The sequence below is a fragment of the Streptococcus sp. HMSC034B03 genome (genome assembly GCF_001838575.1).
Taxonomy (GTDB): domain Bacteria; phylum Bacillota; class Bacilli; order Lactobacillales; family Streptococcaceae; genus Streptococcus; species Streptococcus anginosus.
This window is the reverse complement of the sequence record NZ_KV837637.1, coordinates 202,421-223,308: the sequence shown is the minus strand read 5'-3', so window position 1 is coordinate 223,308 and position 20,888 is coordinate 202,421. Positions and strand designations below refer to the sequence as shown.

Below are 20,888 nucleotides of genomic sequence, written 5' to 3'. Positions count from 1 at the left end.
CTAAACGCACGATATAAACAAAGGAAGCTGAGCACTTATTCCAGCTTCTTTTTGCTTAATGAAAAACAAGTAATGCATTGGAGGATTGGAAATGAAAGGGTTTCTTTTGATTTGTTCAATTCTCGTGCTCTCATAAATGACTAGTGAAATTGTCAGAATTGTGGTACAATGGAAAAGTTCATGTGAAAAGGAGGCTTCGTATGAGTGAAAAGAATTCTGAAAATAATAAGAATAAAATGGAACGTGGCTTAAAAAATCGTCATGTCCAAATCATTGCTATTGCTGGGACAATTGGAACGGGTCTCTTTTTAGGAGCAGGACGTTCGATTAGTCTGACAGGGCCGTCAATTATTCTCATTTACATGTTGACCGGCGTCTTTATGTATTTGATGATGCGGGCGATTGGAGAGATGTTGTATTATGATCCAGACCAGCACACATTTATCAACTTCATTACCAAGTATCTTGGGAATGGCTGGGGTTATTTTTCTGGTTGGTCCTATTGGATTTCCCTCATTTTTATCGGTATGGCAGAAATCACGGCAGTTGCACAGTACGTCCAATTTTGGTTTCCGACTTGGCCAGCATGGCTGATTCAAATCGTCTTCCTTGCCGTTTTGAGCATGGTCAATCTGATTGCAGTCCGAGTTTTTGGTGAAGTTGAATTTTGGTTTGCCATGGTTAAGATTGTAGCGATTATTGCTTTGATTGTGACAGCGATTTTTATGGTGTTGACAGGCTTTAAAACGCCCAATGGTGTAGCCAGCATCAGCAATATCAGTCAAAATTTCCAATTATTTCCTAATGGTTTTATGAGTTTTGTCATGGGCTTTCAAATGGTCTTCTTTGCTTATCAAGCTATTGAATTTATTGGAATCACAACGTCTGAAACGGCAAATCCTCGGCAGGTATTGCCAAAGGCTATTAAAGAAATCCCCTTGCGGATCGTTCTTTTCTACGGTGGCTCTTTGCTTGCAATTATGGCGATTATCCCTTGGCGGGATTTAGCAACCACAGATTCTCCCTTTGTGATTGTTTTCAAGTTGGCAGGCCTTAAATGGGCTGCAGCTTTGATTAACTTTGTCGTATTGACTTCAGCTGCTTCAGCTTTGAACTCTACCTTGTATTCGACTGGGCGTCATTTGTATCAAATTGCACATGATTCACCTAATCGCTTTTTGAATGGAATCGGTGCTGGGAAATTATCCAGACAAAATGTTCCGCAAAACGCTATTTTGACCTCAGCGGTAGTGATTGCATTAGCTGCTTTTATTCAGGTATTACCAGGAGTATCAGACTCCTTTGCTTTGATTACTGCTTCTTCATCAGGAGTTTATATTGCTATCTATGCACTCACTATGATTGCTCACTTGAAATACAGAAAATCAAAAGAATTTATGGCAGATGGCTATCTAATGCCAGCCTATAAGTTTCTCAATCCTCTTACTTTGCTCTTCTTTGCCTTTGTATTTATAACCCTCTTTTTACAAAAATCAACCGTTGTAGGAGCAATCGGTTCAGCTATTTGGATACTTGTATTTGGTATTTATAGCCAATTGAAATTTAAAGATAAATAATAATATAATAAAACCAAGGATAAATTTGCGACTTTTTTAAAGTTGTTCCAAATGCACCTTGGTTTTTAAGATGTTTTAAAACTGAAAATTTAAACAGCGCAATACAACAGAAAACTTGAGAATAGTTATTTAAACACCTAAAGTTGAACAAGATTTCCTCTTGCTCTTTTGATTTGTGGTATAATAAGTAAAAATACATCTTACAAGGAGTCGTTATGTATCCAGATGATAGTTTAACCTTGCATACGGATTTGTATCAAATCAACATGATGCAAGTTTATTTTAGAAGAAATATTCATAATAAACGAGCTGTTTTTGAAGTTTATTTTCGGAAAGAGCCCTTTCATAGTGGCTATGCGGTTTTTGCTGGCTTGGAGCGGATGGTTCATTATTTAAATCATTTGACATTTTCAGATAGTGATATTGCCTATCTTCGTTCTCTTGACTATGATGAAGAATTTTTAGACTATTTAGCAAATTTGAAATTGGAATTAACAGTGCGTTCTGCACAAGAGGGAGACTTGGTCTTTGCCAATGAACCCATTGTTCAAGTAGAAGGTCCTCTTGCTCAATGTCAATTAGTGGAAACTGCCTTATTAAACATTGTCAACTATCAAACCTTGGTAGCGACAAAAGCAGCTCGGATTCGCTCAGTCATCGAAAATGAGCCTTTAATGGAATTTGGTACACGCCGAGCACAGGAAATGGATGCGGCTATCTGGGGAACTCGTGCGGCAGTGATTGGTGGAGCAAATGGAACCAGTAATGTTCGTGCTGGAAAGCTCTTTGATATTCCAGTCCTAGGAACGCATGCTCATGCTCTCGTCCAAGTCTATGGAAATGACTATGAAGCTTTTAAGGCGTATGCTGAAACGCACCATGACTGTGTTTTCTTGGTGGATACCTATGATACATTCCGCCTCGGTGTTCCTGCAGCGATTCAAGTAGCGCGTGAAATGGGGGATAAAATCAATTTCCTTGGAGTGCGAATTGATTCAGGGGATTTGGCTTATATTTCTAAAAAAGTTCGCCAGCAACTGGATGAAGCTGGTTTTCCAAATGCTAAAATCTACGCTTCTAACGACTTGGATGAAAATACAATCCTCAACTTAAAAATGCAAAAGGCCAAGATTGATGTGTGGGGTGTTGGAACTAAGCTCATCACGGCTTATGACCAACCAGCACTGGGAGCCGTTTATAAGATTGTGGCTATTGAAGATGAACATGGCAATTTGCGTAATACGATTAAGCTCTCTAATAATGTGGAAAAAGTATCAACGCCGGGTAAAAAACAAGTTTGGCGGATTACTAGCCGTGCAAAAGGCAAGTCAGAAGGAGACTATATTACTTATGATGGTGTAGATGTGAATGCTATCACCGAATTGGAAATGTTCCATCCGACCTACACTTACATTAATAAAACTGTGACAAATTTTGATGCAGTACCTCTTTTGGTTGATATCTTTAAACAAGGTCAACTTGTCTATGAATTGCCAACCTTAACAGAAATCCAACAATATGCTCGCAAGGAATTTGACAAGTTGTGGGACGAGTACAAACGGGTTCTCAATCCGCAAGATTATCCTGTGGATTTGGCGCGTGATGTATGGCAAGACAAGGTTGATTTGATTGATCAAATGCGCAAAAAAGCGAATCAAATGGGAGAAACAAAATGACCTTACAAGAAACGATTATCCAGCAGTTAGGCGTGAACCCTGTCATTGACCCAGAGGAAGAAATTCGTAAATCCATTGATTTTTTAAAGGATTATCTTAAAAAACATTCTTTTTTGAAAACCTATGTTTTAGGAATTTCGGGCGGACAAGATTCTACTTTAGCAGGACGTTTGGCGCAATTGGCAATAGAGGAAATGCGTGCGGAGACTGGCGATGCTAGCTATCAATTTATCGCAGTGCGTTTGCCATATGGGGTGCAGGCTGACGAAGACGATGCACAGCGAGCTCTTGCTTTTATCCAGCCGGATGTCAGTCTTGTTGTCAACATCAAAGAAAGTGCAGATGCTATGACAAAAGCGGTTAAGGCTACAGGAGCGACTGTCTCAGACTTCAATAAAGGCAACATCAAAGCTCGCAGCCGCATGATTGCGCAATACGCTTTAGCAGGCTCTTATAAAGGAGCAGTTGTCGGAACAGATCATGCAGCAGAAAATGTAACAGCTTTCTTTACGAAATTTGGTGATGGTGGTGCAGACATTCTGCCACTTTATCGTCTCAATAAACGGCAAGGGAAACAGCTGTTGGCTGCCTTGGGCGCTGATTCTGCCCTCTATGAAAAAGTACCAACAGCAGACCTGGAAGAAGAAAAGCCAGGCATTGCAGATGAAGTCGCTCTCGGTGTCACTTACAACGAAATTGATGACTATTTGGAAGGTAAAACCATTTCTGACCAAGCGAAAGCAAGGATTGAATCTTGGTGGCACAAAGGGGAGCACAAACGTCATTTGCCGATTACAATCTTCGATGATTTTTGGAAATAAGCAGGAGAATTGTTCTGACTTATGTTTTTTAAAATACGTCGGTTACTAAAATCAGCTGTATAACAAAAAGTTAGGTGCGCCTAACTTTTTGTTTGAAGATTTTTGGAAATAAGCTATAATAGTGTTTAGAATTAGAAGGAGGTATCTATGAATTCTATAGATCAACAATTTACAGATAAATTATATGCAAATTATGAAGCAACTGCTAAGTATGCTGCAATTGAAAATGCAGTTAGCCACAATGGTTTATTAACATCGCTTGAAAAACGCAGCAGTGCAATTGAAAACAATCCTGTGTTTTCTATTGACTTAACCAAAGATAAAGTCAGCAATCAAAAAGCGTCTGGACGTTGCTGGATGTTTGCAGCGCTCAATACATTCCGTCATAAAATGATTGCAGGCTTTCAATTGGAAGAATTTGAATTGTCTCAAGCGCACACATTCTTTTGGGATAAATATGAAAAATCCAACTGGTTTTTGGAGCAAGTCTTAGCAACAGCTGACCAAGACTTAACCAGTCGTAAAGTGAAATTCCTCTTAGATACGCCTCAACAAGACGGCGGACAATGGGATATGGTTGTGGCACTTTTTGAAAAATATGGGGTTGTTCCAAAATCAGTTTACCCAGAATCCATTTCATCTAGCAATAGCCGTGAGCTCAACCAATATCTCAATAAATTACTCCGTCAAGATGCACAAATCTTGCGTGATTTGGTTACTAGTGGAGCAGATGCGACAGCTATTCAAGCTAAAAAAGAAGAGCTCTTGCAAGAAATCTTTAATTTCTTAGCAATGTCACTTGGACTCCCACCTCGTACTTTTGATTTTGCTTATCGTGATAAAGATAACAATTTCCACAGTGAAACTGGACTGACACCACAAGCATTTTACAAAAAATACGTGGATCTTCAATTAGATGACTACGTTTCAATCATCAATGCTCCTACAGCTGACAAACCATACGGCAAATCTTATACAGTTGAGATGTTAGGAAATGTCGTAGGAGCACGTGATGTTCGTTATTTGAATGTTAATATGGAGCGTTTGAAAGAGCTGGCTATTGCTCAAATGCAGGCTGGAGAAACTGTTTGGTTTGGTTCTGATGTCGGTCAATCTAGCAACCGCAAAGCGGGCGTTATGGTTAATGACATGTACGATTTCACATCAAGCATGGATATTGAATTGACACAAGATAAGGCAGGACGTTTGGATTACAGCGAAAGTCTCATGACCCATGCTATGGTCTTGACAGGTGTTGATTTGGATGAAAATGGAAAATCAACAAAATGGAAAGTAGAAAATTCTTGGGGTGACAAAGTCGGAGACAAAGGTTATTTTGTTGCCAGCGACGACTGGATGGACGAGTACACTTATCAAATCGTTGTCCGTAAGGAATTCTTAACAGCAGAAGAACTAGCTGCTTATGAAGCAGAACCAAAAGTACTTGCCCCATGGGATCCAATGGGAGCTTTGGCTAGTAAATAATAAGAATTAAAAAGAAGCGGTATAAAAAATTTTGATACTTAATGAAAATCAAATTGCAAACTAAGAGATGAGTCCGTAAGCAGATTAAAAGAGGAGCTTTTGAGATCGCAGACGAAACTGACAAAGTTTGAAGAGATTTTCATAAGGTATAAGACTGCTTCATGGTGATTTCATCAGGAATTGAAATATTAAAAACACGAACAATCTTATAGCCAGTTATTTACTGATCTTGATTGTTCGTGTTTTTTAATTTTTACAAAACTCTGATTTGAAGGTGTTAACTTTTAAACGGCTTAGCTTTCAGGAACTTGTTCATTATCGATTTCGTGAAGGAGGAGTTTCTGAATTTCCACCGCTATTAGGAGAACTTGCAGACGTAGAAGCACTCGGTTCTGTACTTGATGAAGCAGAGCTGCTTGATGACTCTTGGGTAGAACTTTCTTGGCTGCTTGAAGAAGATGATGATTCTTCAAGGCTCGAACTGGAAGTAGAATTATAATAATTTCCTTGGTATCTATTAGTGGAATTGGCTAAAAAGACATAATTTCCGCTACGATAAAGGCCGCTAGGCATTTCCCAGTCTTCTGTCCCACTTTCAGACAAGTAAGACATCATGGCACGGTAAACATCTGTTGCAACTTTCACACCGTCATCCAGAACAGGAGTGAGACGATTGGTGTAACCTGTCCACACCGCCATTGAATATTTCTGTGTATAACCAACAAATAGTTCATCTGGAGTTACAACACTGGAGCCACCATAAGGCTTCGTTAGTTTCGCCAATTCATCATCGGAATAGTTGGAAGTCCCTGTTTTACCAGCTTGATAGACACCAGATATAGCTGCATTGGTCCCAGTACCAGATGTAAGAACTGTTTTCAGCATATTTGTCATCATGTAAGCTGTTGTTTCTTTCATTGCGGTTGTACCTTGATTAGAGAAATCTTTTGAGGTTCCATCGCTAAAGACAACACGGCTGACATATTGTGGTTTGTAATAAGTTCCACCATTTGCAAAAGCAGCATAGGCAGCAGCCATTTTTTCACTGCTGGCACCATATTTTCGATCGGATTTTGTCGTGTTACTTGAAATGGCATTTGCATATACCATATCTGGATAATTAATGCCCAGTCCGCTTAGGAATTTCTTAGACTTGCTGAGTCCGACGGCTTCTAACGTCTTGACAGCTGGAACGTTCCGAGACTCTTGAAGTGCATACTGAATGGTGATGTTTCCAAAATAGCGCATATCCCAGTTGTAGACTGGAGTAGTTGTTCCAGGATAATTATAAGGAGCATCACTAATGTAAGCAGCCGTAGAAGTGTAAATGCCATTTTCAATGGCTGGAGCGTAATCCGTGATCGGTTTCATGGTTGAGCCCCAGTCGCGATTGGTTTCAACCGCTTGGTTAGTACCAAAAGAAACATTTGAAGCTTGATTTCGGGCGCCTAGTTGAGCAATCACCTTACCAGTTGTAGCATCTATAATGGTAGAAGCTACTTGTAATTCATCATCTGGATAAGCAACATATTCATTGCTATTATAAATATTCCAAAGGCGCTCTTGAGCTGCTCTGTTTACGTTTGTATAGACTTCCATTCCTGTCGTCAGCAAGTTATAACCCGTTTCTTCTTGGACTTGCTCAATAACTTGCTTTAAGTAGTTATCCATGTAAGCAGGATAAGAAGCTGAATTTTTTAAGCTTTGCAGACCATCTGTGACGGGTGTATTGACTGCTTTTTCATATTGCTCAGCAGAGATGTATTTGAGTTTATACATTTCTGACAATACAAGATTGCGACGATTTTTAGCAGCTTCTGGTTTTGTATAAGGGTCGTATTGGTTTGGTGCCTGAGGCATCCCCGCCAATAAAGCAGTTTGAGCTAAGCTCAAATCTTTCAAATCTTTGCCGTAATAACTTTGAGCAGCTGTTTGCATACCGTAGTTACCATTTGACATATAGACCTTATTTACATAATATGTAATAATTTCTTGCTTAGTGGCTTTGCGCTCCAATTGAATAGCTAACCAGGCTTCTTGAATTTTCCGTGATAGTGTTTGGTCGGCACTTGAAGTGGAGAAGTAGGTCAGTTTAATCAACTGTTGCGTCAACGTTGACCCTCCTTGTCGATTTCCTTTGCGCAAGTTATTTAAAAAAGCGCCTAAAATACGAACAGAATCCACACCACGATGGTTGAAGAAACGGTGGTCTTCAATTGCAACGATAGCTCGTACTAAGTCAGTTGGAATATCACTTGTTGCCGCATTGACCCTTTTTTCAGAACCTAAGTCAGCAATAAGATTGTTTTCACTATCATAGATTTTACTGGAAGTTGTGGCGACTAGTTTCTTTTCTGACAAGGCAGGTGCCTTGTGAACTTGATAGAGAAAAATTCCTCCACCAGCTACAACTCCAAGCATAAATAATGTAATGAGACCGATAGCTACATATTTTGCAGCTGTCAGTAAAGATTGCTTATTCATTTATTTTACCACCTAGTAAATTTTGTTGAATGATTTCAAGATAGGGAATGCTAGGAAGACCATTCTGTGAGATAGAATATCCATGCTTTTGAATGTAGTCAAGTGGCATGGACTTTTTCCCCTTGTCAACCTTGAAGAAGTTAATTAAATAAGGAGCAGGAAGTAGATATGTCAATTTTAAGGCTGAAAAGTGCAATAAAACGAAACAAATTCCTCCTTGTTTGACGACTTGTTCCATGTGCTTGATTTGATGAGCATGAAAATTTTTCATCGGCATGGAAGCCTTTTGATGTGTTTCTTTTGCTTCAAAATCTATATAATGTCCTTGATAGACACCAGAATAGTCTGTTGTAGAGGCTTGTCGAAAGTAGGCTTCAACAATTTTTGCCCGACTACGTCTGGGATAATCCACTTTTACAATCTGAATAGGGGTCGGCTTCTTGTGAATGACCGCTAAATCGTGACTAAGATAATAATCATTCGTTTCATTGATCATTTTTTCAAACGACATTCCCCGATTCGCAAAGTCAACAGACTTCTTTTTGGGAAGTCTTAATGAATTTCGAGAGGGAACTTTATGTGGATAGTTGACCATATATCTCCTTATTGGTACAATAACATCACTCTATTATAACATAAAAAAGGAAATAAAGGGATAATTTAAGTGGTTAGCGTACTAATAGTGGGTTATCGGAATTTTGATTTGGGAATTTTTAATGACAAAGACCCTCGAATCAAGATTATTAAAAAAGCCATTCAGCGAGATTTAACGCGTTTATTGGAAGAAGGTGCGGAGTGGCTGATTTTCACTGGGAATTTAGGTTTTGAAGTTTGGACACTAGAGGTTGCAAAAGAATTGCAGCAAGATTACGATTTTCAAATTGCGACGATTTTTACTTTTGAGAATCAAGGTGAAAGCTGGAATGAAGCCAATCAAGAAAAATTAAGTCGTTTTAAACAGGTGGATTTTGTTAAATACGCCTATCCTCATTATGAAAATCCCAGCCAATTTCGTGATTACAATCACTTTCTACTCAGTAATACAGACGGGGCTTATATTTTTTACGATGAAGAAAATGAAACAAATTTAAAACATCTTTACCAAATGATGAAGAAACAAGAACAATATTTTATCAAACAATTAACATTTGATGACTTGAATGAGGTCGCAGAAAATTTTTCCGAAAATTAGATGTTTAACCTTGATTTTTGCGGTTCATTTTTTATATAATTAAAGTAATGAACGAGAATGGAGAGAGAAATGGCTAGTATTATTTACACACCGAAAGATATTTTTGATCAAGATTTTAAAGTTGGCGTCCGTGGATATAGCAAGGTTGAAGTGGACGAATTTTTAGATGATGTCATTAAAGATTACGAAACGTATGCTGCTTTGGTAAAGGAACTGCGTGAAGAAAATGCTCGTTTGAAAGCAGGACTCGCTAAAAAGTCAAATGAGGCAGCAACTTCACCTTTGACGCAATCTATCATGGAAACCCCTCAAGTGGCATCTGCTACGCTGACAAATTTTGATATTTTAAAACGCTTAAATCGTTTGGAAAAAGAAGTATTCGGCAAGCAAATCTTAAATAACGAAATTTAATAAGTAATGTGCAATTTTTGGATAATCGCGTGAAGAGTCGTCTTTTCATGAGGAAAGTCCATGCTAGCACGGGCTGTGATGCCCGTAGTGTTTGTGCTAGGTGAAACAATAAGCCTAGGGACGAGAAATCGTTACGGCGGACGAAACAGCTACGTCTCTGGATATGCTGGAATAGTCCTGAAAGTGCCACAGTGACGTAGTTTTTGTGGAAACACAAGAAGTGGAACGCGGTAAACCCCTCAAGCTAGCAACCCAAACTTTGGTCGGGGCACGGAATGCGTGGAAACGAACGCAGCATTCTGACTGGAAACAGTAGACAGATGATTATCGAAGGAAATGATACCTAGTTATTTCTGGAACAAAACATGGCTTATAGAAAGTTGCATATAGGTTTAGCTAGCGTATTATGCTAGCTTTTATTTTGAGAGGACGAATGAAAACAAAATTTAAGTTGATTGCGACTGCTGCGGCTGGTTTAGAGGCTGTGGTTGGTCGTGAAATCAGAAATCTTGGCTTAGAATGTCAAGTGGAAAATGGGCGCGTGCGTTTTGACGGAACTGTTGAAACCATTATTGAAACTAATCTCTGGTTGCGTGCAGCAGACCGCATTAAGATTGTTGTTGGCAGTTTTCGGGCTAAGACCTTTGAGGAATTATTCCAGAGTGTTTTTGCTTTGGATTGGGAAAACTATTTACCGCTTGGAGCAAAATTTCCAATTGCCAAGGCAAAATGTGTCAAATCAAAACTTCACAATGAACCAAGTGTGCAAGCTATTTCTAAAAAAGCAGTAGTCAAAAAGTTGCAAAAGCACTATGCTCGACCAGAGGGTGTTCCCCTAATGGAAAATGGAGCTGAGTTCAAGATTGAAGTTTCTATTTTGAAAGACGTGGCAACTGTTTTAATCGATACGACAGGCTCTAGTCTCTTTAAACGTGGCTATCGGGCTGAAAAAGGTGGCGCACCGATTAAAGAAAATATGGCGGCTGCGATTCTGCTCTTATCCAATTGGTATCCAGATAAGCCCTTGGTTGATCCGACCTGTGGTTCAGGAACTTTCTGTATTGAAGCAGCTATGATTGGCATGAATATGGCGCCGGGGCTTCATCGCCATTTTGCGTTTGAAGAATGGAGTTGGGTTGACTCAGACTTGGTTGGGCGTGTTCGTGCTAGAGCTTTAGGACAGATTAAGCAAGACATTCAGCTTGATATTTTAGGAACTGATATTGATGCACGTATGGTGGAGATTGCCAAACGAAATGCCGAAGAAGCAGGTGTTTCTGAGCAGATTGTTTTTAAGCAAATGCGTTTGCAAGATTTGCACACCAACAAGATAAATGGTGTCATTATTTCCAATCCACCCTATGGAGAGCGATTGTCGAATGATGATGCTGTAACCAAGCTTTATCAAGAAATGGGGCAGACTTTTGCACCACTAAAAACGTGGAGCAAGTTTATCTTGACGAGTGATGAAGCGTTTGAAGCAAAATTTGGCAGTCAAGCCGATAAAAAACGAAAACTCTATAACGGGACTTTAAAAGTTGATTTGTACCAATATTTTGGTCAGAGAGTCAAACGCCAAATAGATTAGAAAGGATTTGCCGTGAGTAAAGACGAAAAACATTTGCCAGAACAAGAAGAAAAAGAATCAATTCTTGATTTTGAAACAGCTAAAGAAATGACAATTGGTCAGGCTGCTCGAAAAAGCGAAGAACTTGAAGCAGGAGTGACGGAAGAGGATAATGTGTTGGATAAATACATTAAACAGCACCGTCAAGAAATTGAAGCTGGGAAATTTTCGGCTCAATCTGCAGAAGAAATGTCTGAAGCAGAAGATCAAGAACAACTGAGCCAGTTAGACTTGGCAGAATTTATCCAGGAGATGCACGATGAGGTTCAAGAGGAAGCCCCCCTAGAACCTGCAGAGGTGGCGTCTGAGGAGTCTGCCTTTGATGAAACAGTAGCTGCACTTGCAGCCAGCGAAGCAGAACCGCAAGAAACTTCGGAAGAAAACAGTACACAAACTCCAGAGGAGTTAGAGGCTGAGACAAAAATAATGGAACCAATTCAGCCTGAAATGGATGATATTCCTGTGAGTTCAACTGAGTCAACGGAAAGCTATCCGACTTTTACAGCGTTGGATGAAGAAATGGAAACGGAGAAAGTTCCATTTTATAAAAATAAGAAAGTCCTCTATTCTGCAGCGAGTGTTGCTTTACTGGCTCTAATCGGTGGGACTGTTTATCTGTCGTTGAATAGAAAGCAAGCAAAACCAGCTACAAATTCAACGAGCCAAACCAGTAAATCTTCTACTACTTCTAGCTCTGAAAATAAGAATTTGAAAGCTTTCAACAGCCTTTATGATTCATTCTTTACAGATGCCAATAAATTGGCTTTGAAAAACAGCAGTTTCGGAAACTTAAACAAACTAAAAGCAGCACTAGAAAAATTAAAAAACACCAACGAGTACAATGTTGCCAAAGCAAAATACGATAGCTTGGTCAAACAAGTTGAGGCTGTTCAAAATGTGAATGCACAGTTCACCTCAGCAGCTATTACAGACGGTGTTTTAGATACAAAGGCGAAGATTAAAAGTGATGCCAAATTTACAGATGTCACAACTGGAAATACGGACTTGGATAAGGTGTTGAAATCTGCGATTAGCTTAGGAAAGAGTCAACAAACCTCTGCTCCTCAATCTGAGGCTGCCGCTGCACCGTCACAAAGCTCCGCTCAAGCACCTGTAGCAGAACAACCAGCTTCTGTACCAGCGCAAACAACTGCTCCAGTAGCACCAGCGTCAGGCGCGAATTTACAGCGTCATTTAAGTCGAGTACCATACGACCAAACTAAAATTAACGACAGTAATAATCCAGCTTGGAATTTCAATCCTGGTGTGTTAGAAAAAATCTTAGCAACCTCACGGGAACGTGGCTATTTCACAGGAGATAATTATATTCTTGAACGTGTGAATATTATCAACGGAAATGGTTATTACAATTTATTTAGAACAGACGGAACCTACCTCTTTAGTATTAACTGTAAAACGGGTTATTTTGTAGGAAATGGCGCGGGTTACGCAGATGCTTTGGATTATTAGGAAACGTTTTCAAGCAAGATATTAGACACTAAAAATCTTATAGGCTATAATGAGCTTATAAGATTTTTATTTTATTATAAAACTAATTTTGGAGGTAATCTTATGTCACTTATTGGTAAGGAAATTGTCGAGTTTACAGCAGATGCTTATCACGCTGGAAACGGGAAATTTATCACAGTTTCTAGTGAAGATTTAAAAGGTCATTGGAGCGTTGTCTGCTTCTATCCTGCTGATTTTTCATTTGTTTGTCCGACTGAGTTGGAGGACTTGCAAGAGCAGTATGCAGCTCTTAAAGAACTAGGTGTGGAAGTTTATTCTGTTTCAACAGATACGCATTTTACACATAAAGCTTGGCATGATCATTCAGATGCCATTGGAAAACTTGAGTACATTATGATTGGCGATCCATCTCACACTATTTCACTTGGTTTTGATGTGTTAGACGAAAGTGGACTATCTCAACGTGGTACCTTTATCATCGATCCAGATGGTGTTGTTCAAGCGCTTGAAATCAATGCAGATGGTGTTGGGCGCGATGCATCTGTCTTGATTGACAAAATCCATGCTGCACAATATGTACGTAGCCATCCAGGTGAAGTGTGTCCAGCCAAGTGGAAAGAAGGAATTGAAACGCTGACCCCAAGTCTTGATTTAGTTGGTAAAATTTAAGGAGGCTTATATGGCTTTAGATGAAACAATTAAAGCGCAACTGAAGCAATATTTGGAGCTTTTAGAATCTGATGTTGTATTTCAAGCTTCTTTAGGTCAAGATGAGCATTCTGAGCAGGTGCGGGCTTTTCTAGAGGAAATTGTAGCAATGTCTCCACGTTTATCATTGGAAAATGCAGAAACTAACCGCAAGCCAAGTTTTACTGTTACACAAATTGGTCAAGCAGGGCGTGTGCAGTTTGCAGGGCTTCCCTTGGGACATGAATTTACATCTTTTGTGCTGGCTTTGCTGCAAGTCTCTGGTCGCGCACCCAAAGTAGAAGATGCTGTTATAAACCGAATTCAGGCTATCCAATCCCCGCTTCATTTTGAAACTTATGTCAGCTTAACCTGTCATAATTGTCCAGACGTTGTGCAAGCTCTCAATGTGCTGGCTATTTTGAATCCTAATATCAGCCATACAATGGTTGAAGGAGGCATGTTTAGACAAGAAGTTGAAGATAAAAAGATCATGGCTGTTCCAACGGTTTTCCTAAATGGTGCAGAATTTGCGAATGGTCGTATGACAGTTGAGCAACTGCTTGATAAGATTTCTGGACCTGCTTCAAGTGAGGAATTTGACAATAAAGAACCATTTGATGTGTTGGTTGTTGGAGGCGGACCTGCAGGGAGCAGTGCAGCGATTTATGCCGCTCGTAAAGGCATTCGTACTGGTATGGTCGTTGAAACTTTTGGTGGACAGGTGATGGAGACCGTTGGTATTGAAAATATGATTGGTACTCCTTATACAGAAGGACCTAAGCTGATGGCGCAGGTAGAAGAACATGCCAAGAAATATCCAATTGATATCATGAAGAATCAACGTGTGAAAAACATCGAGAAAAAGGATTTGATTGAAGTGGAGCTTGAAAATGGCGCAGTTCTGAAAGCAAAAACGGCCGTTCTTTCTGTTGGTGCTCGCTGGCGAAATGTCAACGTCCCTGGTGAAGAAGAATTCCGGACGAAAGGTGTAACCAATTGTCCACATTGCGATGGTCCTATTTTTACAGGTAAAAAAGTGGCTGTTATCGGTGGAGGCAATTCTGGAATTGAAGCAGCAATTGACTTAGCTGGTCTGGCAGAGCATGTTTATGTACTAGAATTTCTACCAACTTTGAAAGCTGATCAAGTGTTGCAAGACAGGGTACAGCAACTTAAAAACGTGACGGTTCTAACCAATGTAGCTACAAAAGAAATTCATGGTTCCGATCAAGTTGAAGCCATTACTTATCTCGATCGTGCGAATAATGAAGAACATAAAATTGAACTCAGCGGTGTCTTTGTTCAAATTGGTCTTTTGCCAAATACAGATTGGCTTAAGAATAGTTCAGTTGCTTTAAATGAGCGTGGTGAAATCATTGTTGACAAACATGGTGCAACAAATGTGCCAGGAATTTTTGCAGCAGGTGATTGTACAGATAGCGCTTATAAACAAATCATTATTTCAATGGGGTCAGGAGCAACAGCAGCTTTGGGGGCATTTGATTATTTGATTCGTCAATAAAAAGAAAATGTGTAGGAAATCTGAGATTTCCTACACATTTTTAAGTTTATACAAGATGACGCTCGAAGGCATTATCAGAAATGCCTTTCTCTAAGATCAGTTTGCACCATTCTTTAGCGGAAAAAAGGCTGTGATCTTTGTAATTGCCACAAGATTCGATAGTCGTACCAGGGACATCATCCCAAGTGGTTATTTCAGCAATTTCCTCTAAAGATGCCTTGATGATTTTGGCAATTTCAGTTGAGCTATGCTGACCCCACATAATCATGTGGAATCCTGTCCGACAGCCAAAAGGTGAGCAATCAATCATGCCGTCAATGCGAGTACGAATGAGCTTAGCTAGCAGATGTTCAATCGTATGAAGTCCAGCGGTCGGAATGGCATCTTCATTAGGCTGTACTAGACGAACATCAAAGTTGGAAATGATGTCCCCTTTAGGTCCCACCTCTTCGCCAATCAAGCGTACGTAGGGGGCTTTGACAATCGTGTGATCTAACTCAAAACTTTCAACAATGACTTCTTTGACCATAAATAGAACTCCTTTTGCTTTTAATAAATTATACCATATTTTGCTCTAGCAAAGAAAAAAATTTCTACTTAACAAAGCCTGTCAGGAAAAAGGATTTGCAAAAAAGAATGTGAAAACAGTCGCGTATTTATAAGAATTTAGTTTGTGAAAAATCGATTTTTATGATAAAATAATTAAGAATTTTACAATTCAATATCAATAATTTGAGGTAAAAACATGGAAATGATTTTTGCAGGTGTTTTTGCCGTCATCATTGGTTTAGTCATTGGATATGTAAGTATCACAGTTCGCATGAAATCTGCGAAAGAAGCTGCGGAACTTACTCTTTTAAATGCTGAACAAGAAGCAACTAATTTACGTGGACAAGCTGAGCGCGAAGCGGATTTGTTATTAAAAGAAGTGAAGCGCGAAAGTAAATCCCTTAAAAAAGAAGCACTGTTAGAGGCAAAAGAAGAAGCCAGAAAATATCGAGAAGAAGTTGAGGCAGAATTTAAATCTGATCGTCAAGAATTGAAGCAATTGGAAAGTCGTTTGACAGAACGTGCGACAAGTCTTGATCGTAAAGATGACAATTTGACCAACAAAGAAAAAACACTCGAGCAGAAAGAACAAAGTATTTCTGATAGAAACAAAAACCTTGAGGCGCGTGAAAACAAACTGACAGAGTTGGAGCAGCACAAAGAAGCAGAATTAGAGCGTGTTGCTTCACTTTCACAAACTGAAGCCAGAGATATCATTCTCACTCAGACTGAGGATAAGTTATCAAAGGAAATTGCGACGCGTATTCGTGAAGCAGAGCAAGAAGTCAAAGAACGTTCTGATAAAATGGCAAAGGATATTTTAGTCCAAGCCATGCAACGGATTGCAGGTGACTATGTTGCGGAGCAAACCAATTCAACAGTTCATCTGCCGGATGATACGATGAAGGGTCGCATTATTGGACGTGAAGGTCGGAATATTCGAACCTTTGAAAGTTTAACGGGTATTGATGTCATTATTGATGACACACCAGAAGTGGTGACTTTATCTGGTTTTGATCCTATTCGACGTGAAATTGCACGCATGACAATGGAAGCCTTGTTGAAAGACGGTCGTATCCACCCAGCTCGCATTGAAGAATTAGTAGAGAAAAATCGTCTGGAAATTGATCATAAGATTCGTGAATATGGTGAAGCAGCAGCTTATGAAATCGGTGCACCAAACTTACATCCGGATTTGATGAAGATTATGGGACGCTTGCAATTCCGTACGTCATATGGGCAAAATGTATTGCGTCATTCTGTTGAAGTTGCTAAGTTGTCTGGTGTTATTGCGAGTGAACTCGGTGAAAATGCTAACTTAGCTCGCCGTGCAGGCTTCCTTCACGATATTGGAAAGGCTATTGACCGTGAAGTGGAAGGTAGCCACGTGGAGATTGGAACAGAATTGGCTCGTAAGTATAAGGAACATCCAATTGTGGTCAATACAATTGCCAGTCATCATGGTGATGTAGAACCTGAAAGTGTGATTGCAGTTATTGTTGCAGCAGCTGATGCGCTTAGTGCGGCTCGTCCAGGTGCTCGCAGTGAATCCCTTGAAAGCTATATCAAGCGCCTGCAAGATTTGGAAGAAATTGCCAATAGTTTTGAAGGTGTGAAAAATAGTTTTGCCTTACAAGCGGGGCGTGAGATTCGGATTATGGTCAACCCTGGTCAGATTAAAGATGATAAGATTACTATTTTGGCTCATGATGTGCGTGAAAAGATTGAGAACAACCTCGAATATCCAGGAAATATCAAAGTAACGGTTATTCGGGAAATGCGTGCTGTGGATTATGCGAAATAGATATTACTAAGAATGAATGTTTATCTAGCTAATGTATAATTTTAGGCAGGTAAGAATGACTTGCATTGTTTTCTCAGAAAACAAGCATCTACCTATGCTAAAAAGCAGTTGAAAAAATACTGCTTTTTTGTTACACTAGATAGAAAGACAATGAAGGAGATATGATGGCGGATCGTGGCTTGTTAATCGTTTTTTCTGGTCCCTCAGGTGTGGGGAAGGGAACGGTTCGACGTGAGATTTTTGAAAGCTCGGATAATCAGTTTCAATACTCTGTGTCCATGACAACTCGTGCTCAACGTCCTGGTGAAGTGGACGGGGTGGATTATTTTTTCCGTACGAGAGAAGAGTTTGAGGAGTTGATTCGGCAAGGTCAGATGTTAGAGTATGCAGAGTATGTTGGCAACTACTATGGAACTCCTTTGACCTATGTGAATGAAACTTTGGATAAAGGGATTGATGTTTTCCTTGAGATTGAAGTTCAAGGGGCGCTTCAGGTGAAGAAAAAAGTGCCGGATGCCGTCTTTATCTTTTTAACGCCACCTGATTTGGTAGAATTACAAGATCGCTTAGTGGGACGTGGAACAGATAGTGCCGAAGTAATCGCCAAACGCATTGCCAAAGCAAGAGAAGAAATTGCTCTCATGCGCGAATATGATTATGCCATTGTCAATGATGAAGTTCCGTTAGCAGCGGAACGCGTCAAGCGCGTTATTGAAGCAGAGCATTTTCGAGTGGAACGTGTCATCGGTCACTATCAAGATATGCTGTCAGAACAACTTTCAGTAAGATAAGAATTTAGAAATTAGGTAAAGAATTATGATGTTAAAACCTTCAATTGACACCTTGCTTGATAAGGTGCCTTCAAAATACTCCTTGGTGATTCTTGAAGCAAAACGTGCTCATGAATTGGAAGAAGGAGCAGCTCCGACCCAAGAATTTAAGTCTGTCAAATCAACACTTCGTGCTTTGGAAGAAATTGAATCTGGCAATGTTGGGATTCACCCAGATCCTGAAGGCAAGCGAGAAGCAGTTCGTCGGCGTGCTGAGGAAGAACGCTTGCGCAGAGAAGAAGAAGAGCGTAAAATCAAAGAACAAATTGCGAAGGAAAAAGAAGAGGGTGAAAAAATTTAAGGTTGGGTCAGCTCAATCTTATTTTTTCTTTTACTGAGAAATGAGAGGTGGTGAGAAAGTGCAGATTGCAAAAGTCATTGTGGATGTCCCTTTAATGCAGACAGATAAACCTTATAATTATGCGGTGCCGAAAGAATTTTCGACTATGTTAGAAATTGGCATGCGTGTGCATGTGCCTTTTGGGAAAGCCAATCGCTTGATTCAAGGGATTGTCGTAGAGCTAGCAGAAGAAACGACAACAGAATTGAAGGAAATCGTGGAAGTGTTAGACTTTACACCAGTTTTAAATAAGGAGCAGCTGTGGCTGGCAGAAGAATTGAGAAAATTTGTCTTTTCTTACAAAATTTCAATTTTAAAAGCTATGTTGCCGGGGTTTCTGAACTCCAGCTATGATAAAATTCTTCATGCTCAACCCTCTTTGAATGAAGAAGATCGACTGCTCATTTTTGGCAATGCAGATCGGCAGCATTTCTCATCGCTTGATAAAGAGCTGCAAGCTAAGGTAATGCGTTTGGCACGGCAAGGAGCGATTCAGGTAGAATACCAAGCGATAGATCAAAAACATGTCAAAACAGAAAAATGGTATCAGGTTAATCACGAGATTTTAGGTCAATTGGTCATTCCTAATCGGGCAAAAAAAAAGCAAGCCTTGCGAGACATTTTGCAAGTTCAGACTGGAATGCACCGTTTAGCAGATTTGAAAGAAACATTTTCACGGGAAATTATTCACTATTTTATAGAGCAAGCAGCTTTGCAAATCGTTGAAAAAGAGGTGAGTCGTTCTGAGGCTTATTTTGAAAATATTTCAGCGAATTCTGCCTTGGTGCTAAATGAAGAGCAGGAAGCTGCGGTTCAAGCTATCACGCAGCAGATCGGGCATGACGGCAAGCCATTTCTGCTAGAAGGAGTGACAGGTAGCGGTAAGACGGAGGTTTATTTGCAGGTCATTCAAGAGGCGCTCAGCCGTGGCAAGACAGCCATTATGTTAGTGCCTGAAATTTCCTTGACACCACAAGTTACAAACCGCTTCATTTCGCGTTTTGGAAAGAAAGTAGCCATTCTTCACTCAGGTCTTTCAAATGGGGAAAGGTATGATGAATGGCGCAAAGTTGAGCGAGGAGCAGCACAAGTGGTTGTTGGTGCTCGTTCTGCTATTTTTGCTCCTTTAAAAAATATTGGAGTGATTATCATTGATGAGGAACATGAAGCGAGTTACAAGCAAGACTCCAATCCACGCTATCATGCACGAGATGTCGCTTTACTACGTGCAAAGTACAATCAAGCCATTCTGGTGTTGGGGTCGGCGACGCCGAGTTTAGAAAGCAGAGCGCGGGCTGGCAAAGGTGTGTATCACTTTTTGCAACTGACCAAGCGAGCAAATCCGCAAGCTCAGATTCCTGAAGTGGAAATTGTGGATTTTCGTGATTATATTGGGCAAAATGAAGCTAGTAATTTCACGCCTGTTTTGTTAGAAGCCATTCAAGATAAGCTAGATAGAAAAGAGCAGGTTGTCCTAATGTTGAATCGACGGGGCTATTCTAGTTTTGTCATGTGTCGTGAATGCGGGACAGTTGATACCTGTCCAAATTGTGATATTTCCTTGACTTTGCACATGGATACCAAAAGCATGAATTGTCACTATTGTGGTTTCTCAAAAGGGATTCCTCATAGTTGCCCGAATTGCTCCAGCAGGAGCATTCGTTACTATGGGACTGGGACGCAAAAAGCCTATGATGAATTAGCAGAAGCCTTTCCGCAGGCTCGTATTTTGAGAATGGATATTGATACTACTCGGAAAAAGGGCAGTCATGAACAAATTCTCAAAGAGTTTGGAGACGGACAGGCAGATATTTTGCTGGGAACCCAGATGATTGCAAAGGGTCTGGATTTTCCAAATGTTACTCTCGTGGGAGTGCTCAATGCGGATACGGCTTTGAATTTGCCAGATTTTCGTTCATCTGAGCGCACCTTTCAACTCTTAACTCAGGTTGCTGGGCGTGCAGGACGAGCTGAAAAGGAAGGTCATGTGATTATTCAAAGTTACAATCCGAACCATTATGCGATTACTTTTGCGAAAAATCAGGATTATGAGGGCTTTTATGCTTATGAAATGAGTATTAGAAAGCAGTTGGCCTATCCACCTTATTATTTTACGGTGGGGCTTACCTTGTCTCATAAAATAGAAGCAGAGGTTGTTAAAAAGTCATATACAGTGCTGAATATGATACGTTCTGCTCTGTCAGAGAAGGCTCAGATATTAGGACCAACTCCTAAGCCGATTGCCCGCACTCACAACCTCTATCACTATCAATTGATTATTAAATACCGTTTTGAGGAGCATTTGCAAGATGTGTTGAATCAGATTTTGGATTGGACACAAGAAAAGGACAATAAGGACTTACGTTTAAGCATAGACCATGAACCACAAAGTTTTATGTAGCCTTATTTT

Annotated in this window: 17 protein-coding genes and 1 other RNA gene; 15 read left to right on the top strand and 3 right to left on the bottom strand. The window is 40.0% G+C overall.

What is annotated here, in order from left to right; translation table 11 throughout:
- The first annotated feature begins 200 nt into the window (after positions 1–200).
- The 4 genes from HMPREF2634_RS09010 to pepC all read left to right on the top strand — a co-directional run bounded on the left by HMPREF2634_RS09010 (position 201) and on the right by pepC (position 5,559).
- A complete protein-coding gene (locus tag HMPREF2634_RS09010) occupies positions 201–1,577 on the top strand; it encodes an amino acid permease (protein WP_021001312.1) in 1,377 nt (458 codons plus the stop codon).
- A gap of 215 nt (positions 1,578–1,792) precedes the next feature.
- On the top strand, positions 1,793–3,253 hold the full coding sequence (locus HMPREF2634_RS09005; protein ID WP_021001313.1) for a nicotinate phosphoribosyltransferase: 1,461 nt from the start codon (positions 1,793–1,795) through the stop codon (positions 3,251–3,253).
- On the top strand, positions 3,250–4,074 hold the full coding sequence (gene nadE / locus HMPREF2634_RS09000; protein WP_021001314.1) for an ammonia-dependent NAD(+) synthetase: 825 nt from the start codon (positions 3,250–3,252) through the stop codon (positions 4,072–4,074). Before HMPREF2634_RS09005 ends, nadE begins: the two co-directional genes overlap by 4 nt.
- A 147-nt stretch (positions 4,075–4,221) precedes the next feature.
- On the top strand, positions 4,222–5,559 hold the full coding sequence (gene pepC / locus HMPREF2634_RS08995) for an aminopeptidase C (protein ID WP_021001315.1): 1,338 nt from the start codon (positions 4,222–4,224) through the stop codon (positions 5,557–5,559).
- A 315-nt stretch (positions 5,560–5,874) separates the two neighbouring features.
- Here the strand turns inward: pepC and pbp1a are convergent, their stop codons facing one another.
- Both pbp1a and recU read right to left on the bottom strand, forming a co-directional pair.
- Complete coding sequence (gene pbp1a / locus HMPREF2634_RS08990) at positions 5,875–8,043, bottom strand: penicillin-binding protein PBP1A (protein ID WP_021001316.1); 2,169 nt, start codon at positions 8,041–8,043, stop codon at positions 5,875–5,877.
- A complete protein-coding gene (recU, locus tag HMPREF2634_RS08985; RefSeq protein WP_003025849.1) occupies positions 8,036–8,638 on the bottom strand; it encodes a Holliday junction resolvase RecU in 603 nt (200 codons plus the stop codon). Before recU ends, pbp1a begins: the two co-directional genes overlap by 8 nt.
- Before the next feature lie 69 nt (positions 8,639–8,707).
- Here recU and HMPREF2634_RS08980 point away from each other — a divergent pair, with 69 nt between their 5' ends.
- The 7 genes from HMPREF2634_RS08980 (at position 8,708) to ahpF (ending at position 14,955) form a co-directional block, all read left to right on the top strand.
- Entirely contained in the window at positions 8,708–9,235 is a 528-nt protein-coding gene (locus tag HMPREF2634_RS08980; protein WP_003025846.1) for an SLOG family protein, read from the top strand.
- Between the two features lie 69 nt (positions 9,236–9,304).
- Entirely contained in the window at positions 9,305–9,646 is a 342-nt protein-coding gene (gene gpsB / locus HMPREF2634_RS08975) for a cell division regulator GpsB (protein ID WP_041784001.1), read from the top strand.
- Positions 9,647–9,659: 13 nt separating this feature from the next.
- Positions 9,660–10,024, top strand: an RNA gene (gene rnpB / locus HMPREF2634_RS08970) — RNase P RNA component class B.
- Between the two features lie 55 nt (positions 10,025–10,079).
- Positions 10,080–11,234: a THUMP domain-containing class I SAM-dependent RNA methyltransferase gene (locus tag HMPREF2634_RS08965; RefSeq protein ID WP_021001352.1), complete on the top strand. Its 1,155-nt coding sequence runs from the start codon at positions 10,080–10,082 to the stop codon at positions 11,232–11,234.
- A 12-nt stretch (positions 11,235–11,246) separates the two neighbouring features.
- Positions 11,247–12,743 (top strand): cell division site-positioning protein MapZ family protein, encoded by a 1,497-nt coding sequence (locus HMPREF2634_RS08960; RefSeq protein ID WP_021001353.1) that lies wholly within the window; start codon positions 11,247–11,249, stop codon positions 12,741–12,743.
- Positions 12,744–12,845: 102 nt separating this feature from the next.
- The gene (gene ahpC, locus HMPREF2634_RS08955; RefSeq protein WP_003028418.1) at positions 12,846–13,412 is read left to right on the top strand and encodes an alkyl hydroperoxide reductase subunit C; all 567 of its coding nucleotides are present in this window, start codon (positions 12,846–12,848) and stop codon (positions 13,410–13,412) included.
- 10 nt (positions 13,413–13,422) lie between these two features.
- Complete coding sequence (ahpF, locus tag HMPREF2634_RS08950; protein WP_021001354.1) at positions 13,423–14,955, top strand: alkyl hydroperoxide reductase subunit F; 1,533 nt, start codon at positions 13,423–13,425, stop codon at positions 14,953–14,955.
- Between the two features lie 46 nt (positions 14,956–15,001).
- On the opposite strand, the gene HMPREF2634_RS08945 is transcribed toward ahpF, so the two are convergent.
- Positions 15,002–15,484, bottom strand: a complete 483-nt coding sequence (locus HMPREF2634_RS08945) for an S-ribosylhomocysteine lyase (protein ID WP_003025827.1) — start codon at positions 15,482–15,484, stop codon at positions 15,002–15,004.
- Positions 15,485–15,700: 216 nt separating this feature from the next.
- Between HMPREF2634_RS08945 and HMPREF2634_RS08940 the strand changes: the two genes are divergently transcribed.
- From HMPREF2634_RS08940 to HMPREF2634_RS08925, 4 genes are all read left to right on the top strand, one after another.
- Entirely contained in the window at positions 15,701–17,308 is a 1,608-nt protein-coding gene (locus HMPREF2634_RS08940) for a ribonuclease Y (protein ID WP_003025825.1), read from the top strand.
- A 164-nt stretch (positions 17,309–17,472) separates the two neighbouring features.
- Positions 17,473–18,099, top strand: a complete 627-nt coding sequence (gmk, locus tag HMPREF2634_RS08935) for a guanylate kinase (protein ID WP_021001355.1) — start codon at positions 17,473–17,475, stop codon at positions 18,097–18,099.
- Positions 18,100–18,124: 25 nt separating this feature from the next.
- On the top strand, positions 18,125–18,439 hold the full coding sequence (gene rpoZ, locus HMPREF2634_RS08930) for a DNA-directed RNA polymerase subunit omega (protein ID WP_003031464.1): 315 nt from the start codon (positions 18,125–18,127) through the stop codon (positions 18,437–18,439).
- Positions 18,440–18,497: 58 nt separating this feature from the next.
- A complete protein-coding gene (locus HMPREF2634_RS08925; RefSeq protein ID WP_041784002.1) occupies positions 18,498–20,879 on the top strand; it encodes a primosomal protein N' in 2,382 nt (793 codons plus the stop codon).
- Positions 20,880–20,888 lie beyond the last annotated feature (9 nt).

What these genes read in the sequence shown, in the direction of transcription:
- HMPREF2634_RS09010 (WP_021001312.1), top strand. Translation starts at nt 201, where the DNA reads ATGAGTGAAAAGAATTCTGAAAATAATAAGAATAAAATGGAACGTGGC.
- HMPREF2634_RS09005 (WP_021001313.1), top strand. Translation starts at nt 1,793, where the DNA reads ATGTATCCAGATGATAGTTTAACCTTGCATACGGATTTGTATCAAATC.
- nadE (WP_021001314.1), top strand. Translation starts at nt 3,250, where the DNA reads ATGACCTTACAAGAAACGATTATCCAGCAGTTAGGCGTGAACCCTGTC.
- pepC (WP_021001315.1), top strand. Translation starts at nt 4,222, where the DNA reads ATGAATTCTATAGATCAACAATTTACAGATAAATTATATGCAAATTAT.
- pbp1a (WP_021001316.1), bottom strand. Translation starts at nt 8,043, where the DNA reads ATGAATAAGCAATCTTTACTGACAGCTGCAAAATATGTAGCTATCGGT.
- recU (WP_003025849.1), bottom strand. Translation starts at nt 8,638, where the DNA reads ATGGTCAACTATCCACATAAAGTTCCCTCTCGAAATTCATTAAGACTT.
- gpsB (WP_041784001.1), top strand. Translation starts at nt 9,305, where the DNA reads ATGGCTAGTATTATTTACACACCGAAAGATATTTTTGATCAAGATTTT.
- HMPREF2634_RS08965 (WP_021001352.1), top strand. Translation starts at nt 10,080, where the DNA reads ATGAAAACAAAATTTAAGTTGATTGCGACTGCTGCGGCTGGTTTAGAG.
- ahpC (WP_003028418.1), top strand. Translation starts at nt 12,846, where the DNA reads ATGTCACTTATTGGTAAGGAAATTGTCGAGTTTACAGCAGATGCTTAT.
- ahpF (WP_021001354.1), top strand. Translation starts at nt 13,423, where the DNA reads ATGGCTTTAGATGAAACAATTAAAGCGCAACTGAAGCAATATTTGGAG.
- HMPREF2634_RS08945 (WP_003025827.1), bottom strand. Translation starts at nt 15,484, where the DNA reads ATGGTCAAAGAAGTCATTGTTGAAAGTTTTGAGTTAGATCACACGATT.
- HMPREF2634_RS08940 (WP_003025825.1), top strand. Translation starts at nt 15,701, where the DNA reads ATGGAAATGATTTTTGCAGGTGTTTTTGCCGTCATCATTGGTTTAGTC.
- gmk (WP_021001355.1), top strand. Translation starts at nt 17,473, where the DNA reads ATGGCGGATCGTGGCTTGTTAATCGTTTTTTCTGGTCCCTCAGGTGTG.
- rpoZ (WP_003031464.1), top strand. Translation starts at nt 18,125, where the DNA reads ATGATGTTAAAACCTTCAATTGACACCTTGCTTGATAAGGTGCCTTCA.